13 protein-coding genes are annotated in these 21,945 nt (G+C 62.4%); 3 read left to right on the forward strand and 10 right to left on the reverse strand.

Features of this window, described 5'->3' with window-relative positions; translation table 11 throughout:
- Positions 1-233: 233 nt before the first annotated feature.
- Positions 234-560 (reverse strand): thioredoxin TrxA, encoded by a 327-nt coding sequence (trxA, locus tag ACJ8HB_RS14625; protein ID WP_033636629.1) that lies wholly within the window; start codon positions 558-560, stop codon positions 234-236.
- Between the two features lie 131 nt (positions 561-691).
- On the opposite strand from trxA, the gene rhlB reads away from it, so the two are divergent.
- Both rhlB and ppx read left to right on the forward strand, forming a co-directional pair.
- Positions 692-1,978 carry an ATP-dependent RNA helicase RhlB gene (rhlB, locus tag ACJ8HB_RS14630; protein WP_004934183.1) on the forward strand — a complete coding sequence of 429 codons (1,287 nt, stop codon included), beginning with the start codon at positions 692-694 and terminating at the stop codon, positions 1,976-1,978.
- A 5-nt stretch (positions 1,979-1,983) separates the two neighbouring features.
- Positions 1,984-3,480, forward strand: a complete 1,497-nt coding sequence (ppx, locus tag ACJ8HB_RS14635) for an exopolyphosphatase (protein WP_033636627.1) — start codon at positions 1,984-1,986, stop codon at positions 3,478-3,480.
- A 177-nt stretch (positions 3,481-3,657) separates the two neighbouring features.
- On the opposite strand, the gene rep is transcribed toward ppx, so the two are convergent.
- A complete protein-coding gene (gene rep, locus ACJ8HB_RS14640) occupies positions 3,658-5,682 on the reverse strand; it encodes a DNA helicase Rep (RefSeq protein WP_033654001.1) in 2,025 nt (674 codons plus the stop codon).
- Positions 5,683-5,791: 109 nt separating this feature from the next.
- Here rep and ppiC point away from each other — a divergent pair, with 109 nt between their 5' ends.
- The gene (gene ppiC / locus ACJ8HB_RS14645; RefSeq protein WP_004934175.1) at positions 5,792-6,073 is read left to right on the forward strand and encodes a peptidylprolyl isomerase PpiC; all 282 of its coding nucleotides are present in this window, start codon (positions 5,792-5,794) and stop codon (positions 6,071-6,073) included.
- A gap of 25 nt (positions 6,074-6,098) precedes the next feature.
- Here the strand turns inward: ppiC and ACJ8HB_RS14650 are convergent, their stop codons facing one another.
- The 8 genes from ACJ8HB_RS14650 to bcsQ form a co-directional block, all read right to left on the reverse strand.
- On the reverse strand, positions 6,099-7,601 hold the full coding sequence (locus ACJ8HB_RS14650; RefSeq protein WP_033636624.1) for a M16 family metallopeptidase: 1,503 nt from the start codon (positions 7,599-7,601) through the stop codon (positions 6,099-6,101).
- Positions 7,602-7,861: 260 nt separating this feature from the next.
- Entirely contained in the window at positions 7,862-9,148 is a 1,287-nt protein-coding gene (locus tag ACJ8HB_RS14655) for a dicarboxylate/amino acid:cation symporter (RefSeq protein WP_033636623.1), read from the reverse strand.
- Between the two features lie 275 nt (positions 9,149-9,423).
- A complete protein-coding gene (hmsP, locus tag ACJ8HB_RS14660; RefSeq protein ID WP_047569840.1) occupies positions 9,424-11,430 on the reverse strand; it encodes a biofilm formation regulator HmsP in 2,007 nt (668 codons plus the stop codon).
- Positions 11,431-11,659: 229 nt separating this feature from the next.
- A complete protein-coding gene (gene bcsC / locus ACJ8HB_RS14665) occupies positions 11,660-15,133 on the reverse strand; it encodes a cellulose synthase complex outer membrane protein BcsC (RefSeq protein ID WP_047569842.1) in 3,474 nt (1,157 codons plus the stop codon).
- Entirely contained in the window at positions 15,115-16,227 is a 1,113-nt protein-coding gene (gene bcsZ / locus ACJ8HB_RS14670) for a cellulose synthase complex periplasmic endoglucanase BcsZ (protein WP_047571702.1), read from the reverse strand. Before bcsZ ends, bcsC begins: the two co-directional genes overlap by 19 nt.
- Positions 16,228-16,232: 5 nt before the next feature.
- Positions 16,233-18,539 (reverse strand): cellulose biosynthesis cyclic di-GMP-binding regulatory protein BcsB, encoded by a 2,307-nt coding sequence (gene bcsB, locus ACJ8HB_RS14675; RefSeq protein ID WP_047569844.1) that lies wholly within the window; start codon positions 18,537-18,539, stop codon positions 16,233-16,235.
- 62 nt (positions 18,540-18,601) lie between these two features.
- Entirely contained in the window at positions 18,602-21,205 is a 2,604-nt protein-coding gene (gene bcsA / locus ACJ8HB_RS14680; RefSeq protein WP_047569846.1) for a UDP-forming cellulose synthase catalytic subunit, read from the reverse strand.
- A complete protein-coding gene (gene bcsQ / locus ACJ8HB_RS14685) occupies positions 21,202-21,942 on the reverse strand; it encodes a cellulose biosynthesis protein BcsQ (protein WP_047569847.1) in 741 nt (246 codons plus the stop codon). Before bcsQ ends, bcsA begins: the two co-directional genes overlap by 4 nt.
- Positions 21,943-21,945 lie beyond the last annotated feature (3 nt).

Below are 21,945 nucleotides of genomic sequence, written 5' to 3' on the forward strand. Positions count from 1 at the left end.
CTTAAAAATGATTTTTGCAAAACCGTTTGATTGCCAAAACACGGGCTGAGTTCAGTTTACTTTCAACGCCAGTGATTCGACACAGAGTATAGCTTTAGATTCAAACTCTTTAGATTTAAAACTTCGGGCAAGTTCTATATGCAGTGTGGTTAAACTTAACACGCTTCTTGGCAGGCGTCTAGCGGTGAATTGAACATCACCGCCAGGCGCCTGATACTGGGCTTCCCGCCCGATTACAGATTCGCGTTCAGGAAATCTTTGAGCTGACCTTTGGACAACGCGCCAACCTTGGTCGCGGCCACTTCACCGTTCTTGAACAGCAACAGCGTAGGGATGCCACGGATACCGTACTTGGGCGCGGTAGCCGGGTTCTGATCGATATTCAGCTTGGTGATGGTCAGTTTGCCTTCGAACTCTTCGGCAATCTCATCCAGAATCGGAGCAATCATCTTGCACGGCCCACACCATTCAGCCCAGAAATCGACCAGGATCGGCCCTTCCGCTTTCAGCACGTCAGCGTCGAAGCTGCTGTCAGTCAGGTGAATAATTTTATCGCTCATGTTCTACTCCACAGGATTATGTCTACCTTGTTGGTGTAGCATTAACCAACTCAAGGTGATTTTATTGCACCGCGTTTATTTCAACGGATGTGCTTTCGTAAAGCAATAGTTAGCTGATATTCTACCACACTATGAGCAAAACACACTTGACTGAACAGAAGTTTTCCGACTTCGCCCTGCACCCGTTAGTCCTTGAAGCCCTTGAGAAAAAAGGGTTTCACAATTGCACGCCCATCCAGGCGTTAGCATTGCCGCTCACGCTCTCCGGGCGTGACGTTGCAGGTCAGGCGCAAACCGGTACCGGAAAGACGCTGGCGTTTTTGGCGTCTACTTTTCACTATTTGCTGACTCACCCGGCGAAACAGGATCGCCAGACCAATCAGCCGCGCGCCTTGATCATGGCGCCTACGCGTGAACTGGCGGTGCAAATCCACTCCGACGCAGAAGCGCTCTCCCAGAGCACCGGCCTGAAACTGGGCCTGGCCTACGGCGGCGACGGCTACGACAAACAGCTGAAAGTGCTGGAAAGCGGCGTGGACATTCTGATTGGCACCACCGGCCGTTTAATCGATTACACCAAGCAGAACTATGTCGATCTCGGCGCGATGCAGGTTGTCGTGCTGGATGAAGCCGATCGCATGTACGATCTCGGCTTTATCAAAGACATCCGTTGGCTGTTCCGCCGCATGCCTGCGGCCGATCAACGCCTGAACATGCTGTTCTCCGCCACCCTGTCCTATCGCGTACGCGAGCTGGCCTTCGAGCAGATGAACAACGCCGAATATGTTGAAGTGGAACCGGAACAGAAAACCGGCCACCGCATTAAAGAAGAGCTGTTCTACCCGTCCAACGAAGAAAAAATGCGTCTGCTGCAGACGCTGATCGAAGAAGAGTGGCCGGATCGCGCCATCATCTTCGCCAACACCAAGCACCGCTGCGAAGACATCTGGGGCCATCTGGCCGCCGACGGTCACCGCGTGGGCCTGCTGACCGGTGACGTGGCGCAGAAAAAACGCCTGCGCATCCTTGACGACTTCACCAAGGGCAACCTCGACATCCTGGTCGCCACCGACGTCGCCGCGCGCGGTCTGCACATCCCTGCCGTCACGCACGTCTTCAACTACGATCTGCCTGACGACTGCGAAGACTACGTGCACCGCATCGGCCGTACCGGCCGCGCAGGCGCCAGCGGCCACTCCATCAGCCTGGCGTGTGAAGAGTACGCGCTCAACCTGCCGGCGATCGAGACCTATATCGACCACAGCATTCCGGTAAGTAAGTACAACAGCGATGCGCTGCTGACCGATCTGCCGGCGCCGAAACGCCTGTCGCGCCCGCGCGGCGGCAACGGCCCACGTCGCAACTCCGCGCCTCGTCGCGGCGGCGCGCCGCGCAACAACCGTAAACGCTCGAGCTGATCGCCATGCTCAGCTCCAGCACGCTTTATGCTGCCATCGATCTCGGCTCCAACAGCTTCCACATGTTAGTGGTGCGCGAGGTGGCCGGCAGCATTCAGACCCTGGCGCGGATCAAGCGCAAGGTGCGCCTGGCGGCCGGGCTGGATCAGAACAATCACCTGTCGCATGAGGCCATGCAACGCGGCTGGCAGTGCCTGCGGCTGTTCTCCGAACGCCTGCAGGACATTCCGCGCGAGCAGATCCGCGTCGTCGCCACCGCCACGCTGCGCCTGGCGTCCAACGCCGATGAGTTCCTGCAGGCCGCCGAGCAAATCCTCGGCTGCCCGGTACAGGTGATCAGCGGCGAAGAAGAAGCACGGCTGATTTATCACGGCGTCGCGCACACCACCGGCGGACCGGATCGGCGGCTGGTCGTCGACATCGGCGGCGGCAGCACCGAACTGGTCACCGGCACCGGCGCACAAGCATCGCAGCTGTATAGCCTGTCGATGGGCTGCGTCACCTGGCTGGAGCGCTACTTCAGCGATCGCAACCTCGGGCAAGAAAACTTCGAGCGCGCCGAACAGGCCGCGCGCGAAATGGTGCGCCCGATCGCACCGCAGCTGCGCCAGCAAGGTTGGCAGATCTGCGTCGGCGCTTCCGGCACCGTACAGGCGCTGCAGGAGATCATGGTGGCGCAAGGCATGGATGAGCGCATCACCCTGCCCAAGCTGCGCCAGCTGAAACAGCGCGCCATTCAGTGCGGCAAGCTGGAAGAGCTGGAGATCGAAGGGTTGACACTGGAGCGCGCGCTGGTGTTCCCGAGCGGCCTGTCCATTCTGTTGGCCATATTCCAGGAACTGGGCATCGAGAGCATGATGCTGGCCGGCGGGGCGCTGCGTGAAGGCCTGGTTTACGGCATGCTGCATCTGCCGGTGGAGCAGGATATTCGCATCCGCACCATCCGCAACCTGCAGCGCCGCTACCTGATCGACACCGAGCAGGCCGAACGCGTCAGCCAACTCGCCGCCAACTTCTCGCAGCAGGTCGCCAACGAGTGGCAGCTGGATGCGCGATGTCGCGAGCTGTTGCACAGCGCCAGTCTGATCCACGAACTCGGCCTCAGCGTCGATTTCAAGCAGGCGCCGCAACACGCCGCCTACCTGATCCGCCACCTGGACTTACCCGGCTTTACCCCGGCGCAGAAAAAACTGCTGGCCACCCTGCTGCAAAACCAGAGCAACCCCCTCGACCTGTCGCTGTTGAACCAGCAAAACGCCCTGCCGCCGCGCACTGCGCAGCGTCTGTGCCGCATTTTGCGCCTGGCGATCATCTTCGCCAGCCGCCGCCGCGATGACACGCTGCCGGCGGTGCGGTTGCGCGCCAATCAGGACGATGAACTGACGGTGATCTTGCCGCCGGGTTGGCTGGAACAGCATCCGCTGCGCGCCGAGGCGCTGGAGCAGGAAAGCCACTGGCAGAGCTACGTCCACTGGACGCTGCGGTTGGAAGAACAGCGTTGAAATGACCAGGGCGCGATTCACGCCTGAGGTTAATGGCAAACCTGATGACATTGCCAAGTTTACATAAGACAGCATATAAAAAATAAGGAAAATCAATTCATTGATTTTCGACTGATAACCACAAAGGAGGAAAAACCACGCTTTTTCCTCCTTTGTCAGTCATCTAGCCCTGTCTTTTTAATTCCCGCCTTTGGCCTTGGCCAGCTGGGCGCGGATATTGGCCAGATGGCTCTGCCCTTTCTGCATCCGCTCCTGCGGGCTCACCACTTTGCGCTCGGTTTCCCATGCCAAATCGTCCTGCGGCAGCTCCAGCAGGAAGCGGCTCGGCTCCGGCCGCACCAGCTCGCCGTACTGACGGCGCTCGCGGCACAGGGTGAAAATCAGCTCTTTTTGCGCGCGGGTGATCCCCACATAGGCCAGACGCCGCTCTTCATCGACATTGTCTTCATCGATGCTGCTCTGGTGCGGCAGCAGGCCCTCTTCCATGCCCACCAGGAACACGTAGGGGAACTCCAGCCCCTTGGAGGCGTGCAGCGTCATCAGCTGTACCTGATCCAGCTCTTCTTCGCTTTCACCGCGTTCCATCATGTCGCGCAGGGTGAAGCGCGTCACCACCTGGGTCAGCGTCATCGGCTCGTCCAGATCGCTGCCTTCCAGCATCTCCGTCATCCAGCCGAACAGCGTATTGACGTTCTTCATTCGCATTTCGGCGGCCTTCGGGCTGGTCGAGGTTTCAAACAGCCAGCTCTCATAATCCACGCCGCGGATCAGATCGCGCACCGCCGCCACCGGCTCACGTTCCGCCTGCTGGGCGATGCCGCCCAGCCAGTGGGTGAAACGCTGCAACGATTCCAGCCCGCGTCCGGTCAAGTGCTGGCTCAGCCCCAGATCGAAACTGGCGTGGAATAAACTCTTGTTGCGCTGGTTGGCCCATTCGCCGAGCTTCTGCAGCGTCGCCGGGCCGATCTCGCGCTTGGGGGTATTGACGATGCGCAGGAAGGCGCTGTCGTCCTCCGGGTTGGTCAGCACGCGCAGGTAGGCCAGCAAATCCTTGATCTCGGGGCGCGAGAAGAATGAGGTGCCGCCGGAAATCTTGTACGGAATGCGGTTCTGCATCAGCATCTTTTCAAACACCCGCGACTGGTGGTTGCCGCGGTACAGGATCGCATAGTCGCCGTAGTTGGTCTTTTTCACGAAGTGGTGGGCTATCAACTCTCCCACCACCCGCTCGGCTTCGTGATCCTCGTTGTTGGCGGTCACCACCTTCAGCTCTTCGCCATACCCCAGCTCGGAAAACAGCCGCTTTTCAAACACGTGCGGGTTATTGGCGATCAGAATGTTGGCCGCCTTCAGAATGCGCTCGCTGGAACGGTAGTTTTGCTCCAGCTTGATCACCTGCAGCGCCGGGAAATCTTCCTTCAGCAGCACCAGGTTCTGCGGCCGCGCGCCGCGCCAGGAGTAGATCGACTGGTCGTCGTCACCCACCACGGTAAAGCGCGCGCGGTTGCCCACCAGCAGCTTAACCAGCTCGTACTGGCTGGTGTTGGTATCCTGGTACTCATCCACCAGCAGATAGCGAATACGCTGCTGCCAGCGTTCGCGCACCTCTTCGTTGCGTTGCAGCAACAGCGTCGGCAACAGGATCAGGTCATCGAAGTCCAGCACGTTGCACGCCCGCATATGGGCGTGGTACAGACCGTAGCAGTGGGCGAACAGCTTGTCGCGCTCCGAGCGCGCCAGCGCCGCTGCCCGCTGGGGATCGATCAGGTCGTTTTTCCAGTTGGAGATGGTCGAAATCAGCTGCGCTACCAGCGTTTTGTCACTTTCCAGCCACTTTTCGGTCAGCTCTTTCAACAGCGCCAGCTGATCCTGATCGTCAAACAGCGAAAAGTTGGACTTCATCCCCAACGCCACGTATTCCCGCTTGATGATCTCCAGCCCCAGGGTATGGAAAGTGGAAATCATCAGCCCGCGCGCCTCTTTGCGCCCCAGAGTTTGCGACACGCGCTCTTTCATCTCGCGCGCGGCCTTGTTGGTAAAGGTCACGGCGGCGATGTGCCGCGCCTGATAACCGCAATGGTGGATCAGGTGGGCTATCTTGTTGGTGATAACGCGCGTCTTGCCGGAACCGGCACCGGCCAACACCAGGCAGGGCCCGGTAACGAATTCGACGGCTTGTTGTTGGCTGGGGTTTAATCGCATGGTGCTGGCTTGCTCGGCTGTAAAACGTGGAAGGGAATTGTAGCAGAAAGCGCCGATGAGATTTAGCGGGTATAATCAGCGCAATTTTCGCATCGACAAAGGCAATACCATGGCAAAAACGGCGTGCGCCCTGCACATTCTGGTAGACAATGAAAAGCTGGCCAACGAGCTGCTGGCCAAGCTGAAGCGCGGCGTCAGCTTCGACACGCTGGCGCGCAAATACTCGAGCTGCCCGTCAAAACGCAACGGCGGCTCGCTGGGCGAATTCAACAAGGGCGCGATGGTGCCGGCGTTCGATAAAGCGGTGTTCAGCATTCCGCTGCTCAAACCTTACGGCCCGGTCAAAACCCAGTTCGGTTACCACATCATCAAGGTGCTGTACCGCAACTGAGGGGGCCTGAGCCCCCTGCTGGGCATTACTGCGCGCCGGCGTCCGTCGCCGGTGCAGCCACCGCGGCGTCGGCCGGTTTGGCTTCCTCCGTCACCACCGCCGGCGCCGGCATCATGATGCCGTCATAGGTTTCCTGCAGCTGCTTCATGCTCATTTCCGGCTCGCCCTTCGGCTGCATCAGCACCAGCGTCGCCTCCTGAGAAAGCTGCAGCTTCAGCGCCTGATTCAGCGTCTCCAGCGTCAGGCTGGACAGGAACTCCTGGCGCAGCTTCTGATACAGTTCCGGCGCGATATCCACCACCCCGCTCTGCTGCGAACGCAGGCGCTGGCTCATCAGCACATCGGTGTCGGTGCGGGCGTAGGTCGCGAACAGCTTGCTCAGCTGATCGTTTTTCTGCGCCAGCAGCGCATCGAATTCTTCTTTCGACAGGCCGTTGTCACGCACGTTGGCCAGCTCGCGGGCGATAAAGCCCAGGCTGCCGTTCAGGTTGTTGTTCGGCGTATCCAGATGGATGGCGCACTGCCCGCGCTGGTACTGCACGCGGCAGTCAAAGCCCAGATGCAGGCTCTTCTGGTCGCTTTTTTCCAGCGTCTGCTGGAGATGCCAGAACAGCGCCTCGCGGGCGAGATCGCCACGCCAGTAACGGAGCAGGCTCTGCGAATCGCGAATCGGATGCCACGGCGAATCCCACATGATCGACAGCGTATCCTGTTTCACCTGCTCGCTGATCAGGCTCACCGGCTGTTGCGGCAGCGGCGTCAGCGTCGGCATCGGGGCCGGGGTTTCACGTTTGCCCTGCAGCGGCGAGAACGCCTTGTTGATCTGCTCGCCCAGGCTGCGGCTGTCGACCTTGCCGACAACGAACAGCGTCATGGCATCCGGGGTATACCACTGTTGATAGAATTTCTTCAGCTGTTCGAGGTTGACCGGCCGTTTCGCCGGCTGCGCCGGATCGTGCGCCAGCAGCGTCGAGCCTTTCAGGCGGTAACGCCACCAGACGTCTTGGGTATTGGGCGGGAAAGTGCCGACCGGATTGATGGTGGAGTTCATCACCGCGTGCACCGTATGCTCGTCGATCGCCAGTTTGCCGGTGGTGTCCGCCAGCCAGGCCAGCGCTTCTTTCAGCAGGTCAGGCCGGTTATTCGGCAGGCTGAGATTATACATGGTGAAATCATACGAGATGATAGCCGGCGGCAGCGGCCGCTCGTTATCCACGCTCTGCTGCCACAGGGCGCGCAGCTGCGGCGCGGTAAAGCTTTCACTGCGCGTCAACGCCAGCCGCGGCAACAGCTGGGCGAAGCCGGTCTGTTGCGAAGACTCCACCAGAGAGCCGGTATTGACGATCAGCCGCAGTTCCACGCGGTCGCTTGGCCGCTGCGGCGTATCGAGAATTTGCCATGAAAACCCGTTGGCCAGCGCCCCCTGCTGCCAGGCAGGATCGGGTTGTAGTGCTTCAGCCTGCACGCTGCTACTGGCTGCAGCCAATAGCAGCCCACCAACTATAAGATGAATTCTGGTGCCCTGCATGTGAACCCCTACTTAATGACTATCCAATTTCTTATGCAAATGCGTGTATTCCATTCAATGGAATCATAAAAATACGCCCTGAGTTTCACAGTGGGGCGGAAAGCAGAAAGTGTACCATCGTGTTAGACCGCGCGCCTTTGCGGATGTCACTCATTAGAGTGAAAAATAATAGATAGCGGGGTTTTTAATGCAAGAAATCGTTACGAGGCAGGGGGAAAACCTCACCGGCCGCGGCTGCGGCCGGTGATTCGCCGTCAATATCAGGCGGAAGGCAGCGTTTTGTCCGCGCCGGCGTTTTTGTTGTTCAGCGTGGCTTTCAGCTGTTTCTCATCCAGTTGGCCGCACCACTTCGCCACGACCACGGTCGCCACCCCGTTGCCCACCAGGTTGGTCAGCGCGCGGGCTTCCGACATGAAGCGGTCGATACCGAGGATCAGCGCCAGGCCGGCCAACGGCAGGTGGCCGACGGCGGAGATGGTGGCGGCCAACACGATAAAGCCGCTGCCGGTCACGCCCGCCGCCCCTTTGGAGGAGAGCAGCAACACCACCAGCAGGGTAATCTGATGCATGATGTCCATGTGGGTGTTGGTCGCCTGTGCGATAAACACCGCGGCCATGGTCAGGTAAATAGAGGTGCCGTCCAGATTGAAGGAGTACCCGGTCGGGATCACCAGGCCCACCACCGATTTCTTGCAGCCCAGCCTCTCCATTTTATCCAGCATGCGCGGCAGCGCGGACTCGGACGACGAGGTCCCCAGCACGATCAGCAGCTCTTCTTTGATGTAGTTGACGAATTTGAAGATGCTGAAGCCGTTGGCGCGGGCGATGCTGCCCAACACCACCACTACGAACAGGATACAGGTGATATAGAAGCACACGATCAGCTGGCCGAGCTGCACCAGGGTGCCGACGCCGTATTTACCGATGGTAAACGCCATGGCGCCGAAGGCCCCCAGCGGCGCCAGGCGCATGATCATGTTGATGATGCCGAAAATCACCCGCGAGAAGCTGTCGATCACGTTGAAGATCAGCTGCCCCTTTTCACCCAAGCGATGCAGGGCGAAGCCGAACAGCACCGCGAACAGCAGCACCTGCAGAATGTTGCCGCTGGCGAACGCGCCGATCACGCTGCCGGGGATGATGTCCAGCAGGAACGGAATGATGCCCTGCTGCTGCGCCTGCTCGGCGTAGACTGCCACCGCCTTGGCGTCCAGCGTGCCGGGATCGACATTCATGCCGGCGCCCGGTTGCACCAGGTTGACGATCACCAGGCCGATAATCAGCGCGATGGTGCTGACGATTTCAAAATACAGCAGCGCGATGGCGCCGGTGCGGCCCACCGCCTTCATACTTTCCATGCCGGCGATGCCGGTCACCACGGTGCAGAAGATCACCGGGGCGATAATCATCTTGATCAGTTTGACGAAGCCATCGCCCAGAGGTTTCATCTCGGCGCCGAGGTCAGGGTAGAAATGGCCAAGCAGGATACCCAGCGTGATCGCCGTCAGCACCTGAAAATAGAGGCTCTTAAAGATCGTTGTTTTCATATGAACATCCTATGGGGGGGAAGACACGCACCAGGCAGCAGTCTAAAAATCCAGCCTGTTCATTGCTTGCGCGGAAAATAACACCCACTTAACAACATGGAAATAATTTGTTGCACCCGCCCCTGGGAGTTGATGTGAATTTAAGAGCTGAAACGCGTCAGTCGGGGTGCAAAGCTGAAAATTGCGTAATGCTTTGTTTGCACTAACGCAAAAGAGGTAGAGGAGAAATAGCGATTTTCGGACGGGGAAAAGTACCGGAAAGGTAAACGCGGCGCTTACGGCGCCGCGCGGCAAAACTCGGCTTCGAACGCTGCGCGCGGCAGCGGCCGGGCGAACAGGAATCCTTGCCCGCTGCGAATGCCGTGCTGCAGCAGGCAGTCGCGCTGCTCGGCGTTTTCCACGCCTTCGGCCATCACCGGCAACGCCAGCACTTCGGAGATCGCACTGACGATGCGCACCATCGCATCGTCGGCCGGCAGCCCCTGAATGAAGCTGCGGTCGATTTTAATCAAATCGATCGGCAGGGATTTCAAGCGGTTCAGGTATTCCAGACTGGAGTAGCCCATGCCGAAGTCGTCAAGCGCGATCGACAATCCCAGAGCGTGCAGCTCGCGCAGCAGCGCCAGCGCGCGGTCGAGATCGTCGATGCGCACCGTCTCGGTGATCTCCAGCAGCAGCTTGCGCGGGTCTATCCGATACTGCGCCAGCAGGTTTTTCAGATGCGGGACGAACGCCTCATGCTGCATCTGTATACCGGAAACGTTGACCGCCAGCGGCAGCGCAATGCCGCGTTGCTGCCAGTCCGCCAGGATGCGGCAGGACTCTTCCAGCACCCAGTTGCCGAGAGGCACGATCACGCCCAGCTCTTCCGCGAGCGGGATAACGTCGGCCGGCAGGGTATAGCTGCCGTCATACTGCTGCCAACGTAACAGCGCTTCGGCGCCGATCACCTCGTTGGACTGCATGTCGATCTGCGGCTGCAGGAACAGCGTAAAATGCCGCTGCTCGATGCCGTGCAAAATCTCGCTCTCCTGCGTCAGCCGCTTCTGCGTGCGTTCCGTCAGGCTGGGCTCGAAAAACAGGATCTGATTTTTTCCTTCACGGTGGGCGGACATCATCGCCGAGGTGGCGCTGCGCAGCAGCTGTTCCGCACTTTCCCCCTGATTGAGGTAGTGCGCGATGCCGATGCTGGCGTTGGGCCGCAGCGCCAGACCTTCCAAGGTCAAGGGCGCGTTGATCTCCGCCATGATGCGTCGCGCCAGCTGCATGGCGTGGAACGGCCGCTCGGTCCCCTTGGCCAGGATGGCGAATTCGGTATTGCTCAGCTGCGCCAGCACGCCGTTTTCGTCGATGCAGCCGCGCAGCTTCTTCGCCAGCGCCAACAGCAGCGCTTCACGCATCGCCGGGCTCATCACGCCCGAGGCTTCATGCAGCGTCTCGATGCCGATCACCAGCAGGTTAAAACGCTCGGGGCGCAGGCTGGAGGCGATATGCTGTTCCAGCAACGCGTTCAGCAATGCCGGATTCGGCAGTTCGGTCACCGGATGGCGGGTGCTCAGGCGGCTCATGTCGGCATGCGCCTTGGCCAGCGTCTGTTGATTACGGTTGTAGTTGCGCACCAGCAGGCCGAGCTCGTCGTCCTGGTGCAGCGTCGGCAGCATCAGCTGGTGGTAGGGCGCTTCGTCCTGCGAGATGTTTTCCAGCTCTTTGGCCATCGCGCGCAGCGGATGCACCATCAACCGGTTCATGCACCAGGTGATGGCCACCGACAGGATCAGCGCCAACAGCAGGTAGGTCGACAGCATGGTCGACAAAATGCTGCGGATAAACTGGTACATGCGGAACGAATCGGCCTGCAGCACCAGATAGGCCAGCGGCTGCTGGTTGGCCGGCACCCGCTCCAGCGAATAGAGCGGCACGGAAATTTGGATCGGCAGCTCAAACAGCCGGGCGATCAGCGTCGGCACCGGCCGCTCCGGCGGGAAATTGGCGTGCAGTGCCTGAAACTCGTTCGGCAAGACGATATCCGCACGGCTGAGAATGCCGACCGGCAACAGCGTGTTCAGCACCTTTTTGGCTTCCGGCACGTCCATGCGCAGCACCGCTTCCGCCAGCGGCTGGCGCACGGATTGAGCGATATTCTCCAGTTGCTGGGCGTAGTCATCCCTGCGCTGCTGCACAAAGTGGAATAACTGGATCACGATAAAGATGCAGATCGTGACCAGCGCCACGCCGGACACCGTCGCCATCTGCTTAATCGTTAACGAACGCCTGACCCGCAAACCTGCTCTCCGTGAAATCGGGCTGAAACAAAAAAGGGGGCTGACTCTCACCCGCCCCCTCGAACCGGGCTGATTATACTCGATCATCGGCTGTTTTTATCTGGCTATGCCGCAGGCAAAACCAAGAAAATCGCGGGTTTCAGTCTTTTCCTAAAGCGAACAAACGCGACCCGGACACAGGGTAACAAAACTCCCCGGTGTCCGACACTCCGAATCTTTCCCCTCCCGGCTACTTGAAGTCGGCGTAAGGCGTCAGCGGCTGCGGCGGCAAATCGAGATCCCCCTGCCAGCCGGCCAGGGAATAGCGCAGATAAATCAACGCGTGGCTCGGCGTATAGTCCTTCGCCTGTTGAATGTCGATACCGGCGCCGAGCGTCCAGTGCGAACTGAGACGGCGTTCGACGATCGCCCGCAGGGTATAACCGACGCCGCTCGAGGAGCTGCCGTCCTCAACGGCGAACTTATCGGGCAGCGAATCCGGGATCAGCCCCTGCAGCGGATAGCGGCGCTGGCTGTCGGTTTTCGAATGGGAGAGCGAAACCGAACCGCCCAGCTCCCACGACCAGTTCTCGGTGCGCTGGCGATAGTTGACCGGCAGCGACAGCGACAGATATTGCTGCGGGCTGTAATAGCCGCCCTGCCCCAGCGAATAGCCGCTCAAATCCTTCTGGTAGTGCCACAGCATGGTATTGAGCCCGACGCTCAGGCGGCGATTGTCTTCGTTGATCAGCTTGTAGTAGTAGCCGGCCATCAACCGCTGCCGCTGGTTATCCGCCACGTTCTTGCCGGTAATCTGGTGCGCGCTGAGATCGGCCCACACGCCGTTCGCCTCGCCGCGATCGTAGCTGGCGCTCAGGCTGACGCCGGTAGCGCGCACGCCGCCCCAGGTGATGCCGGTGTTCGGATCCTTGGCGCCGCCGAACGCCAGCAGCGAGCTGGAGATCGGCCGCCGCGAGGCCGCCAGCGTCCAGCCGATGTGGTTCCAGTCGCCGCTGTAGGCCAGCCCGCCGGTCCAGTCGACCACCTCGAAGCCCATCGGCGTCGTACCGATATCGGCGGCCCAACGATCGTTTTTCCAGCCGGCCGCCACGCTGGTGCCGGTGGATTTCTGATGTTCATCGCCGCGGCATCCTTGCGTGTTGCAGGTGCCGAAGGTCTCGTAATAGTGGCCGCTGCCGTCGGTCGAGAAGCGGCCGGCATCCAGCTGCACGGTGTCGGTGCGCAAGAAGGCGCGCCCGTCATACAGCGGCATGTCCACCTGCAGCATGGTGTCATGCGCATTGAAGTCGGAAATACCGCCGGTGCCGCTCGAGCGCCAGTAATCGTGATCGAGCGTGACGTTCACGTCTTGCTGCCGGTACAGATCCGCGGCCTCGGAACGGATGCCGCGTTTCAGCCAGTCGTCGCCCGGGTTATTGCGCGTCAGAGAGGTGTAGGTGTCATTGTCCTGCGGCAGCGTCGGCGTGATGCCGCCGGCCACCATCGCCTGGCGGTAATCCTGCTGCGCCCGCTCCGGCTGCCGCTGCGCCCGTTCCAGACGGGCGGCGTCGCGGTAGATCAGCGCCTTGGTCTGCCCCACGGGCTCCGCGGCCGCCGCCGTTTTCAGCCGACCGAAGATAGCTTCGGCCTGCTGCGGATCGCCGACCGCGCCCCAGGCGTTAGCGATCCGCCGTTGGCTGTTGAGCGAAGCGTCTTGCGGCTGCGGTTCGGTTTTCAGCCGCTGGCGCGCCGCGTCCAGATCCCCCTGCGCCACATAGGCTTCGATCTCGCCCAGCTGCGCATCCGGGTTGTTCGGTTCGCGCCGTTTCACCCGCTGATAGTCGCCCAGCGCCGCCGCATACTCCCCGCGCGCCAGCGCCCAGTCGGCCAGCAGCAAATCGATGCGGGTGTCCGCCGGCTGCCGGCGCAGATAGGCTTCCGCCGCCGGTTCGTCGCCGGCCGCCCGCAGCCGTTCAGCATGTGCAATCACCGCCTGCATTTTTAGCCGCTGCGCCAGTTCGCGCATGTTGTCGTTCCACTGCGCCGCAGGCAGCGTATTGAGCTGCGCCAGCGCCTGGTCGTCGCGATCGCTGCCGGAAAGGTAGAGCGCATAGGCATAGGCCAACTGCGGATTGGCGCGCTGACGCTGCGCCAGCTGCCGGAATAAGGCGTCCGCCTGTTGCGGCTGCCCGGCCTGACGCAGCGCCTGCGCATAGCGATAGGTCAGCCAAACGTCGTCGGGATCCATCGGCTGGGCGCGGCGATAGATTTCCGCCGCCTGCTGCCACTGCTGCTGCGCCGCCAGCGTCTCCGCCTGTTGCTTCAACATATCGAGCCGCAGCCCGTCGAGGGTGCTGCGCAGCTTGGCCTGTTGGCTGCGCGGCAGGCCGTTGAGGTAGGCCAGCGCTTTTTCCGGCGACTGGCGTTGATAGAGATTCACCAGGCCGCGCAGCGCGCTGCCGTTACCGGGATCGCGCCGCAGCGCCTGCTGATAAAACCCTTCCGCCGCGGCGTCATCCTTGCTCGCCACCGCCACATCGCCCAGGCCGATAAACGCATCGCCGTCGCGGTCGTCGAGCTGGCGCGCCTGCTGGTATTTCTGCCTGGCCAGCGCAAGATTGTCGGCCTTCAGCGCCTTGTCGCCTTCGTCTATCGCCAGCCAGTAACTGGTGCTCTTGATCAGGCTTTGCCACTTGCCGCTGTCGTAGCCGTTCGTGTCGGCGGCCAGCGCCTGGCGGAACAGCTTCAACGCCTGCGGGCGGTTGCCGGCGCGCGAATAGGCCTGGCCGAGCGCGCCCAGCACCTCGGCGTCGTTCGGCGTCGCCGCCAGCGCCTTTTGCAACGCCGGAATGGCCGCCCGGCTGCCGCCTTTATCCACCTGCGCCAGGCCGCGCACCCGCGCCTGATACGCCGGATCGGCCAACAGTTTCTGCTGTCTGGCCAGCTCTTCGCGGGCGCTGGTCGCCTGATCGCCGGTATCGAACACGCCGAGGAAACGGTTGAGCGCCGCCACGCTTTGCGCGCTGACCGGCATCGCTTTGACCTTGTCCAACCACAGATCGGCGGCATCGCCGCGCCCGGCCGGATCGGCGGCGATCTTCTGCAGCAGCTCATAGGCCTGCGCGTCCTGGTTCTGACTGAACAGCATGCGCGCCAGCGACATGCGCAGCGCCACGTTGCCGGAATATTGCTGATCCAGCGCCTGCAGCTGCTTCAACGCTTTCGCCTCCTGCCCCGGCAAACGCGCCACCAGCCGCCAGTACTCCACTGCCAGCTCGAGCGTCGGCGGCTCGCCGTGGAACAGCGCATCGTACTGCGCCTTGGCCTCCGGCAACCGGCCGGCGGTCGCCATCAGGCGCGCCTGCTGCAGCCTCTGCCGGGTTTCCGGCTGGGTCAGCAGCATGTTCATTTGCGCCTGGCGATAGGCGCTGGACTGCGGCGCGAGGGTTTTTAGCTTGTCCAACTGCTGCTGCGCCAGCGCCATATTGCCCTGCCGCAGCGCCAAACGCATGCGCGCGGCGATCACGTCCGGGTTGTTCGGATCCATCAGCTCTAGCCGGTACAGCGACTGGCGCACCAGATCGTCCTTGTTGCCGGCCTCGCCAATGCGCACCTGTTCCAGCAGCCACTGCTCCGGGGCCACGGCTTCCGCAGCGCGCGCCTGCGGCAGCATCGCCAGGCTCAGCGGAATCAAATTCAGCCAGTTTATTTTGAAGTTGTGCATTGGCCGTCCCACGAGGGTTGCAATTCACCCTGACGATTAAAGCGATAACGTTGTTGATCCCACCCCTGACCGAACAGCGTCAGCGAGGCGCTGAAATAGGCGTCGTCCCCCGGCGGATGTTCGCTGATGCGTTGCCGCTGTGTCGCCAGCGCCTCAGCCTGCGTCGCCAACATCGGCAGCATCGAGGCGGAAAAGCCGACCGGGCCGCCGCCGGTGGTTTTGCCGCTGGCGGTATCGGTTTTCTCCGGCGGCACGCCCTGTTTGGCGGTGAGCTGCGCCATCGGCTGAAAACGTTCGAGCAGCGCCGCCTTGTATTCATCGTCGTCCGCCAGCATGCCGGCCCATAGATAAACCCGAATGGCGTCGTAGCTGCCGACGTTCGGCTTGACGGGATCCGGCTGCCAGCCGGCGCCGACCCGCCACACCACCCAGTCCGGCGAGAAACCGTGCGGCGCGGTGTCCAGCCACAGCCGTTGATTGACCTGGCGCATCGCGCGCCACGGGCCGTTCAGCGCCGCAAAACGCGCCAACAGCTGCGGCGGCAGGTAGCTGGGATTCAGCCGCCAGCGATCGTCCGTCACGAACCCGACTTTTCCCGGCAGCAGCATCAGGCCCAGGCCGGGAATGTCGGCCACCTCCTCGCGGCCGATGCGTTGCAGCAGCAGCGTCCCCAAGGTTTGATAGCGCCGGCTTTTCCACAGGCGGCCGGCTTCGAGCAGGTTGTAGGCGATCCACAGATCGGCGTCCGACGCCGAGTTGGCATCCAGCACCTTCCACCGTTTGTCGTCGCTCTCGCCCCACAGCCAGGCGGGCAAACGGGCGCTGAGATCGCCCGCCGCCAGGTTGTTCTCCGTCCAGGCCAGCAGCAGATCGAAGGTCGACCGGTCGTTGGCCACCAGGGCGAAGAACAGGCCGTAGCTCTGCCCCTCGGAGGTGGTGATTTTGTTCGGGCTGCTCGGATCGATCACCCGCCCCTGCGGGCTGATGTAGAACTGCTTGTACTGTTGCCAGCCCGGCCACTCGCAGGCCGCCGCGGCGCTGAAGGCGCACAGCAGCAGCATGCCGAGCGACAGGCGTTGCAGCATGGCGTTCACCGCCGTCAATCCCGATCTTCAGGCGCCAGACGACGCCGGCTGAAGGCCTTCAGGCCACGCCACAGCATCAGCCCCAGGATCACCACCAGCACCACCGCGATCACCGCCAGCAGCACCGGATGGGTGGAGAGGGCATACCACAGCCGCTCCCACCACGGCAGGTGGCCGACATAGTAAATATCGCCGACGCGCAGGCTGTTGACCCCCGATTCGCGGATCACCGCCACCGAGCCGAATACCGCGGCGCGCTTGCCGCTGTCCAGCAGGGCATTGTTCAGCAGCTCATAGCCGCGCGGGCTGTCCGCCAACAGCGCCACGATGCTGCGCTGGTCGTTGAACGGCGACTGCACGCCAATGATCGCCGACATCGCGCCCTCGGAGCTGACTGCGGTCTTGCTGTCCGGCCGGGTGTCCTCCGCCAGTGCTTCCGCGCTGGGCAGCGGCGGCTGCCGCGTCGGCTGTTTCACCCAGCTTTGGGTCGCGTCCACCAGCAGGCTGATTTTCTTGTCGTCGCGCAGCTCCGGCGGAATGGTGCCGACCATCAGGATATCGTCGTCGCGATCCTTGGCCTGCGACCAGTCATCGCTCAGCGTGAAGGCCAGCGCCGGGTAGCCGGTTTGCGCGCCGATCACGCCCAGCGCGTTCAGCAGCGCGCTGACCTGCGCCGGCTGCGGTTTCTGATTCACCAACACCAGCGTTTGCGACAGATCCGCCAGGCGGCTGAACGGGAAGCCGGCGTTGGCGAAGGCACGCAGATCCGGCATCGCCATAAAGTGGCGGTAGCCGGAGAAATCGATGGTGGACGCGCCGTCGATCACCGCGTGGTTTTGCGTGAAGGAGTAGGTTTCACAGCGCCCTTCCGCGCCGCTGGCCAGCAGCGTGGTGTAGTCGAAGTCAAAGCGCAGCTGGTTGGTGGCCCCCAGCCGCAGCGCCGGGATATTGACGTTCTTGTCGGAATCGAGCAGCCCCTGCGTCAACGGCAGGCGCAGCAGCTGCGCGCCCTGCTCGTGCTCCGGCACCAGCGAGTAAGCCTGCACGAACTGGTTGTTCAGGCTGACGCTCAGCCGCGAACCGTCCTGAATGCGCGGCGCGGTGTAACGGTATTTCAGGTGCATGTCGATGCCGGTGCTGCGGATCAGGAACAGATCCGGCGGCAGGTTCATGGTCAGCGAAATAGGCCCGGGCTCGATGCCGCTGGTTTGCAGCTGCTCGGCGTACTGCTGCAGCTCGGCGAAGGTCATCGGCCGATCGGTGCGCACCCAGTTCGGCGCGTCGTACGGCTGGCGCGGCGCCAGCTGTTCCACCTTGTCCACCGTTACGTTCTGGCCGCGGAACAGGATGTTGCCCTGCGCGATGCCCTTCACCGCGGTGATCAAATCGTTGTCGTCACGCCCCTGAATCAACAGCAGTTTGACGTACGGATTATCCGGATGGCTGATCATCTCCACCGTCGGGCCGTTGACCGCCGGATAATCGCGCAGGAAATCCGGGCGCTGCGAGTTGGTGGCGAACACCACCGCGTGCTGCGTCGGCAGCGCATTGTACAGCGTCGGGAAGGATTGCCCGCGCCACTGCGCCTTGCTGCCGAACCAGGACGCCAGAATGCCCGCCGCACGCTGCTGGGCGAGATCCGGCTGGCCGGCGAACACCATCGGCAGCGTCAGCGGCCGATTATCGCGGCTGTCGAAGAACGGCTCAGGGAAGTGCGACAGCTCGTTTTTCACCGGCAGCGTCTGGAAACGCAGCTTCAGCGCGCTGGACTTGCTGACGTCGAGCCACAGCGAGGTGCTGGCCGGGTTTTCGCAGATATTTTGATAATGGCCGACGAACACCAGCCGAACGCGGTTAAAATCGGTGATATAACGCGGATCGATCGCCATCTGGATGCGATTGGGCTTGCCCAGCTGCTCCTTGGCGATCGTGGTCACGCCCATCAGCTCGTCGTTCAGGTAGACCTTGACGTGCGACTCCACCGGGATCAGCGCCGGCGATGGCGTAAACTCCATATCGAGCATCGCCTGCGAGACCACCTCGTCGCTGCGCACGCCGAATTCGATCTGCCCGTCCGGCCGGGTGCCGCGCAGAACAAAGGTGCCCGGCGGCGGCGCTATCTGCGCAAACGACAGCGACACGTCGCGCACCGGCGCATTCGGATCCTGCGGCGCGGCGGTTGGCGGTGGCGCGATCGCCGTATCGGCCGCCGCGGCGATCGGCGGCTGGGCCGCCACGGTCGGCGCGGTGGCGGTTTCGGCCTGCGACAGGGTGCTGATGCCTAAGGCCAGAGCAGTTAACCAGGTTATTTTTCTCGTCATCGTATCATCATCAATGTTGGAGCCTGTTCACCGGGCGAGTGAGCGGGCGGTTGAACTCGCAGCTAACCCACTGTTTCTTGTTGACCCAAGGTCGGATCCCTGCCGACGCCGCGCGGAATAAACGACACGACCCAGGCGGTCAGCGAGGTAACCCCGACCAGCAGACCGCGCACCAGCGGCGGCGCGTAGTCCGCCATGCGCACATACCCCCGGAAGCCCAGCGCCAGCACGTCGCGCAGGCTTTCGATCGGCCGGTCTTCGGGGAACCCGTCCTGCCACAGCGCCCAGGTATCGGCGCGGGCGAAGGTGCACTGAATGAAATCGATGTGTTCGCGGGTGGAGAGGTCGACCAGGCGCACCCCCACCTTGTTGCCGAAGGCGCGCGTCACCACGCAGGGGAAGCTGTACTCCTGCTGGCCGCGCTTGAGCAGCAGCGAGAGCCTGTCGCCGTCTTTCAACGCGTTTTCCACTCGCATCTCAATGCCCACGCCGCCGTCGGAGTAATCGCGCAGCGTGCAGGGATACAGATGGCCGTCGGCGCGCGCGATCGCCGCCGGCATGGCGATTTCCACGCGGTGCGCCTGACGCACCTGCTTGGCCTCCACCGCCACCGCCACTGCGCCGCCGAGAATCGTCATGTTGTACAGCACCCACACCAGGCTGATGATCACCGTCATCACCTCGTCCGTCGGGCCATAGGCCAAGCGCCAGACGCCGAACGCCAGCCCGGCCAGGTTCAGGATCACCAGGAACATGTAAGGCCGGGTGATCACCCAGTCGACGTGCTCCTCCTCCACCAGCCCGCCCTTGGCGGTGACGTTGAATTTGCCCTTGTGCGGATTGAACAGCGCCACCGTCGTCGGCCGCGCGATATACCAGGCCAGCACCGTTTCATAGATTTCGCTCCAGAACGAATGGCGGTATTTCCCCTGGATACGCGAGTTGGTCAGGCTGGCGTGGATCATGTGCGGCAGCACATAAAGCGCGATCGCCAGCGCCGGCGCGAAGATGATGTAGGCATGCAGCAGCAAAAACGCCAGCGGCGCGGTGAGGAAGATCAGCCGCGGAATGCCCGACAGGAAGTGCAGCATGGCGTTGGCATAGCACAGGCGCTGCGCCAGTTTCAGCCCCTTGCCCAGCAGCGGGTTGTCCAGCCGGAAGATCTGCACCATACCGCGCGCCCAGCGAATGCGTTGGCCGATGTGCGCCGACAGGCTCTCGGTCGCCAGCCCGGCGGCCTGCGGAATGCGGATATAGGCCGAGGTGTGCCCGCGTCGGTGCAAACGCAGCGAGGTATGGGCGTCTTCGGTGACGGTTTCCACCGCGATGCCGCCGATCTCGTCCAGCGCGCTGCGGCGCAGGATGGCGCAAGAGCCGCAGAAGAAGGTGGCGTCCCACATGTCGTTGCCGTCCTGCACCAGCCCGTAGAACAAGGTGCCCTCGTTGGGCGTCTGGCGGAAACGGCCCAGGTTGCGCTCGAACGGATCCGGCGAGAAGAAGTGGTGCGGGGTTTGCAGCATCGCCAGCTTTTTGTCTTTGAAGAACCAGCCCATGGTCAGCTGCAGGAAGGAGCGCGTCGGCACGTGGTCGCAGTCGAATATCGCCACGAACTCGCCGGTGGCCTGCTTCAGCGCATTGTTGATGTTGCCGGCCTTGGCGTGTTCGTGGGTCGGCCTGGCGATATATTTCACCCCCACTTCGTCAGCGAACGCCCGGAATTCGGGGCGGTTACCGTCGTCGAGGAGATAGATATTCACCTTTTCCTTCGGCCAGTCGATGCCTAGCGCCGCATAAATAGTGGGCTTCACCACCCCGAGATCTTCGTTGTAGGTCGGCACCATCAGATCGATGGTCGGCCAGCTGGCGCTGCCTTCGGGCAACGGCACCGGCTGGCGGTTAAGCGGCCAGATGGTCTGGAAATAGCCCAGCACCAGCACCACCCAGGCGTAGGTTTCCGCCACCAGCAGCAACAGGCCGCACACCAGGCTTAGCGGGTCGTCCCAGTTCAGCGTGGCGGTATAGCGCCACCACAGGTAGCGACAGGAGACGGTCAGCGACAGCACGATCAGCATCAGCGCGGGCAAACGCCCCGGCACCCGGCGCACCACCATCGCGATCCCCCACAGCAGCAGGACGAACACGAACTGCGCCGGCAGATCGAACGGTTGCGAGATGCACAGCATGGCGAGGATCGCCGCCAGCACGCTGACCAGAATAAACAGCGCGCGCCGCATGCCGCGGTTCATGCGGCCGAGGCGCTCCACCGAGCGCTGTTCCACGCCGGCGTTCTTCAGCCGCTGCGGCAGGCCCTGCAGCCAGTCGGCATAGCGCTGCTGCAGGCGGCGCCAAGCGGCGAAATAGTCACGCTGCACCGGCGCGCGGCCGCTGCGAAACAGCAGCAACCACAGCCCTTGCAGCAGATAACGCAGCGCATCCGCCGGGCGCGGGCGTTCGGCGGACAGATGCGGGAACCAGTAAGCGCGGCCGGTACGCACGCGCTGCCAGGCCGGCGACTCGAAGCGCAGCAGCAGCCAGCCCAACGCCACCAGCAGCGTGGCGAAAAAGGCGGTCAGCGCCGATGCGCCATTGCGGCGATAGCCGCGGTAGCGCGTCTGCACCGCCTGACGCACCGGCGGCACCAGCAGCAGGCTCAGCACCCGGCTCATGGCGCAACGCCCCGTTTGAGATTGATCAGGCACCAGTTGGCCAGCGTCAGCACTTCATCCGCCGCCAGGCTCTCGGGGCGGTACTCGCCCAACGGCTGTTTGACCGCCAGCGCTTCCGCCAACGCTTCGTCACGGTGGATCACCACCGGCAACAGGCCGCTCAGCGTTTGCAGCCACAGCTGATGCAGATCCTGCTGCAGCTGGCTGGCGGAGGAGTAGTGATTGACCAGGAAACGGCAGTCGTTCGGCAGCGTCTGCTGATGGAGCCGCACCTGGCAGTTGGCGTCGGGGTTCAACAGCACGAACACGCTGTCGGCAAGCTGCAGCGGCTGCTGCGCCAGCACGCCGTCCCCGACCGGAACATCCAGCAGGATCCAGCGCAGCGGATCGCCGGCGATCAGTTGGCGCAGGTTGTCGCGCCAGCGTTCCGGCTGCTCCCGACACTGGCGCTGCACTTCCAGCCGTTCCGCCGCATTCAGGCGGCCAAAGGGCAGAAAGTCGAGGTTTTCACAATAACGCAGCGCGCCCTCCTGCCAGCGCCCGCCGTCCCGCTCCGCGCGAGCCCAGCCGCGCGCCAGCTCGAACGGCGTGTTGAAATGCAGGCGCAGCAGATTGTCCGGCGTGAAATCGATCGCCAACACCGACTCGCCCAGCTGCTGTAACGCCCAGGCGAGCGCTGCCGTGACCGACGTCGTCCCCATTCCACCCCGCAACCCTTGCAGCGCGATCACCGGCATAGA

Source organism: Serratia sp. CY27727 (assembly GCF_052169275.1).
Taxonomy (GTDB): domain Bacteria; phylum Pseudomonadota; class Gammaproteobacteria; order Enterobacterales; family Enterobacteriaceae; genus Serratia; species Serratia sarumanii.

Coding starts and splice junctions, on each gene's coding strand:
- bcsC (WP_047569842.1), bottom strand. CDS start 15,133: ATGCACAACTTCAAAATAAACTGGCTGAATTTGATTCCGCTGAGCCTG.
- ppiC (WP_004934175.1), top strand. CDS start 5,792: ATGGCAAAAACGGCGTGCGCCCTGCACATTCTGGTAGACAATGAAAAG.
- bcsA (WP_047569846.1), bottom strand. CDS start 21,205: ATGAGCCGGGTGCTGAGCCTGCTGCTGGTGCCGCCGGTGCGTCAGGCG.
- rep (WP_033654001.1), bottom strand. CDS start 5,682: ATGCGATTAAACCCCAGCCAACAACAAGCCGTCGAATTCGTTACCGGG.
- trxA (WP_033636629.1), bottom strand. CDS start 560: ATGAGCGATAAAATTATTCACCTGACTGACAGCAGCTTCGACGCTGAC.
- ACJ8HB_RS14655 (WP_033636623.1), bottom strand. CDS start 9,148: ATGAAAACAACGATCTTTAAGAGCCTCTATTTTCAGGTGCTGACGGCG.
- rhlB (WP_004934183.1), top strand. CDS start 692: ATGAGCAAAACACACTTGACTGAACAGAAGTTTTCCGACTTCGCCCTG.
- ppx (WP_033636627.1), top strand. CDS start 1,984: ATGCTCAGCTCCAGCACGCTTTATGCTGCCATCGATCTCGGCTCCAAC.
- ACJ8HB_RS14650 (WP_033636624.1), bottom strand. CDS start 7,601: ATGCAGGGCACCAGAATTCATCTTATAGTTGGTGGGCTGCTATTGGCT.
- bcsB (WP_047569844.1), bottom strand. CDS start 18,539: ATGACGAGAAAAATAACCTGGTTAACTGCTCTGGCCTTAGGCATCAGC.
- bcsQ (WP_047569847.1), bottom strand. CDS start 21,942: ATGCCGGTGATCGCGCTGCAAGGGTTGCGGGGTGGAATGGGGACGACG.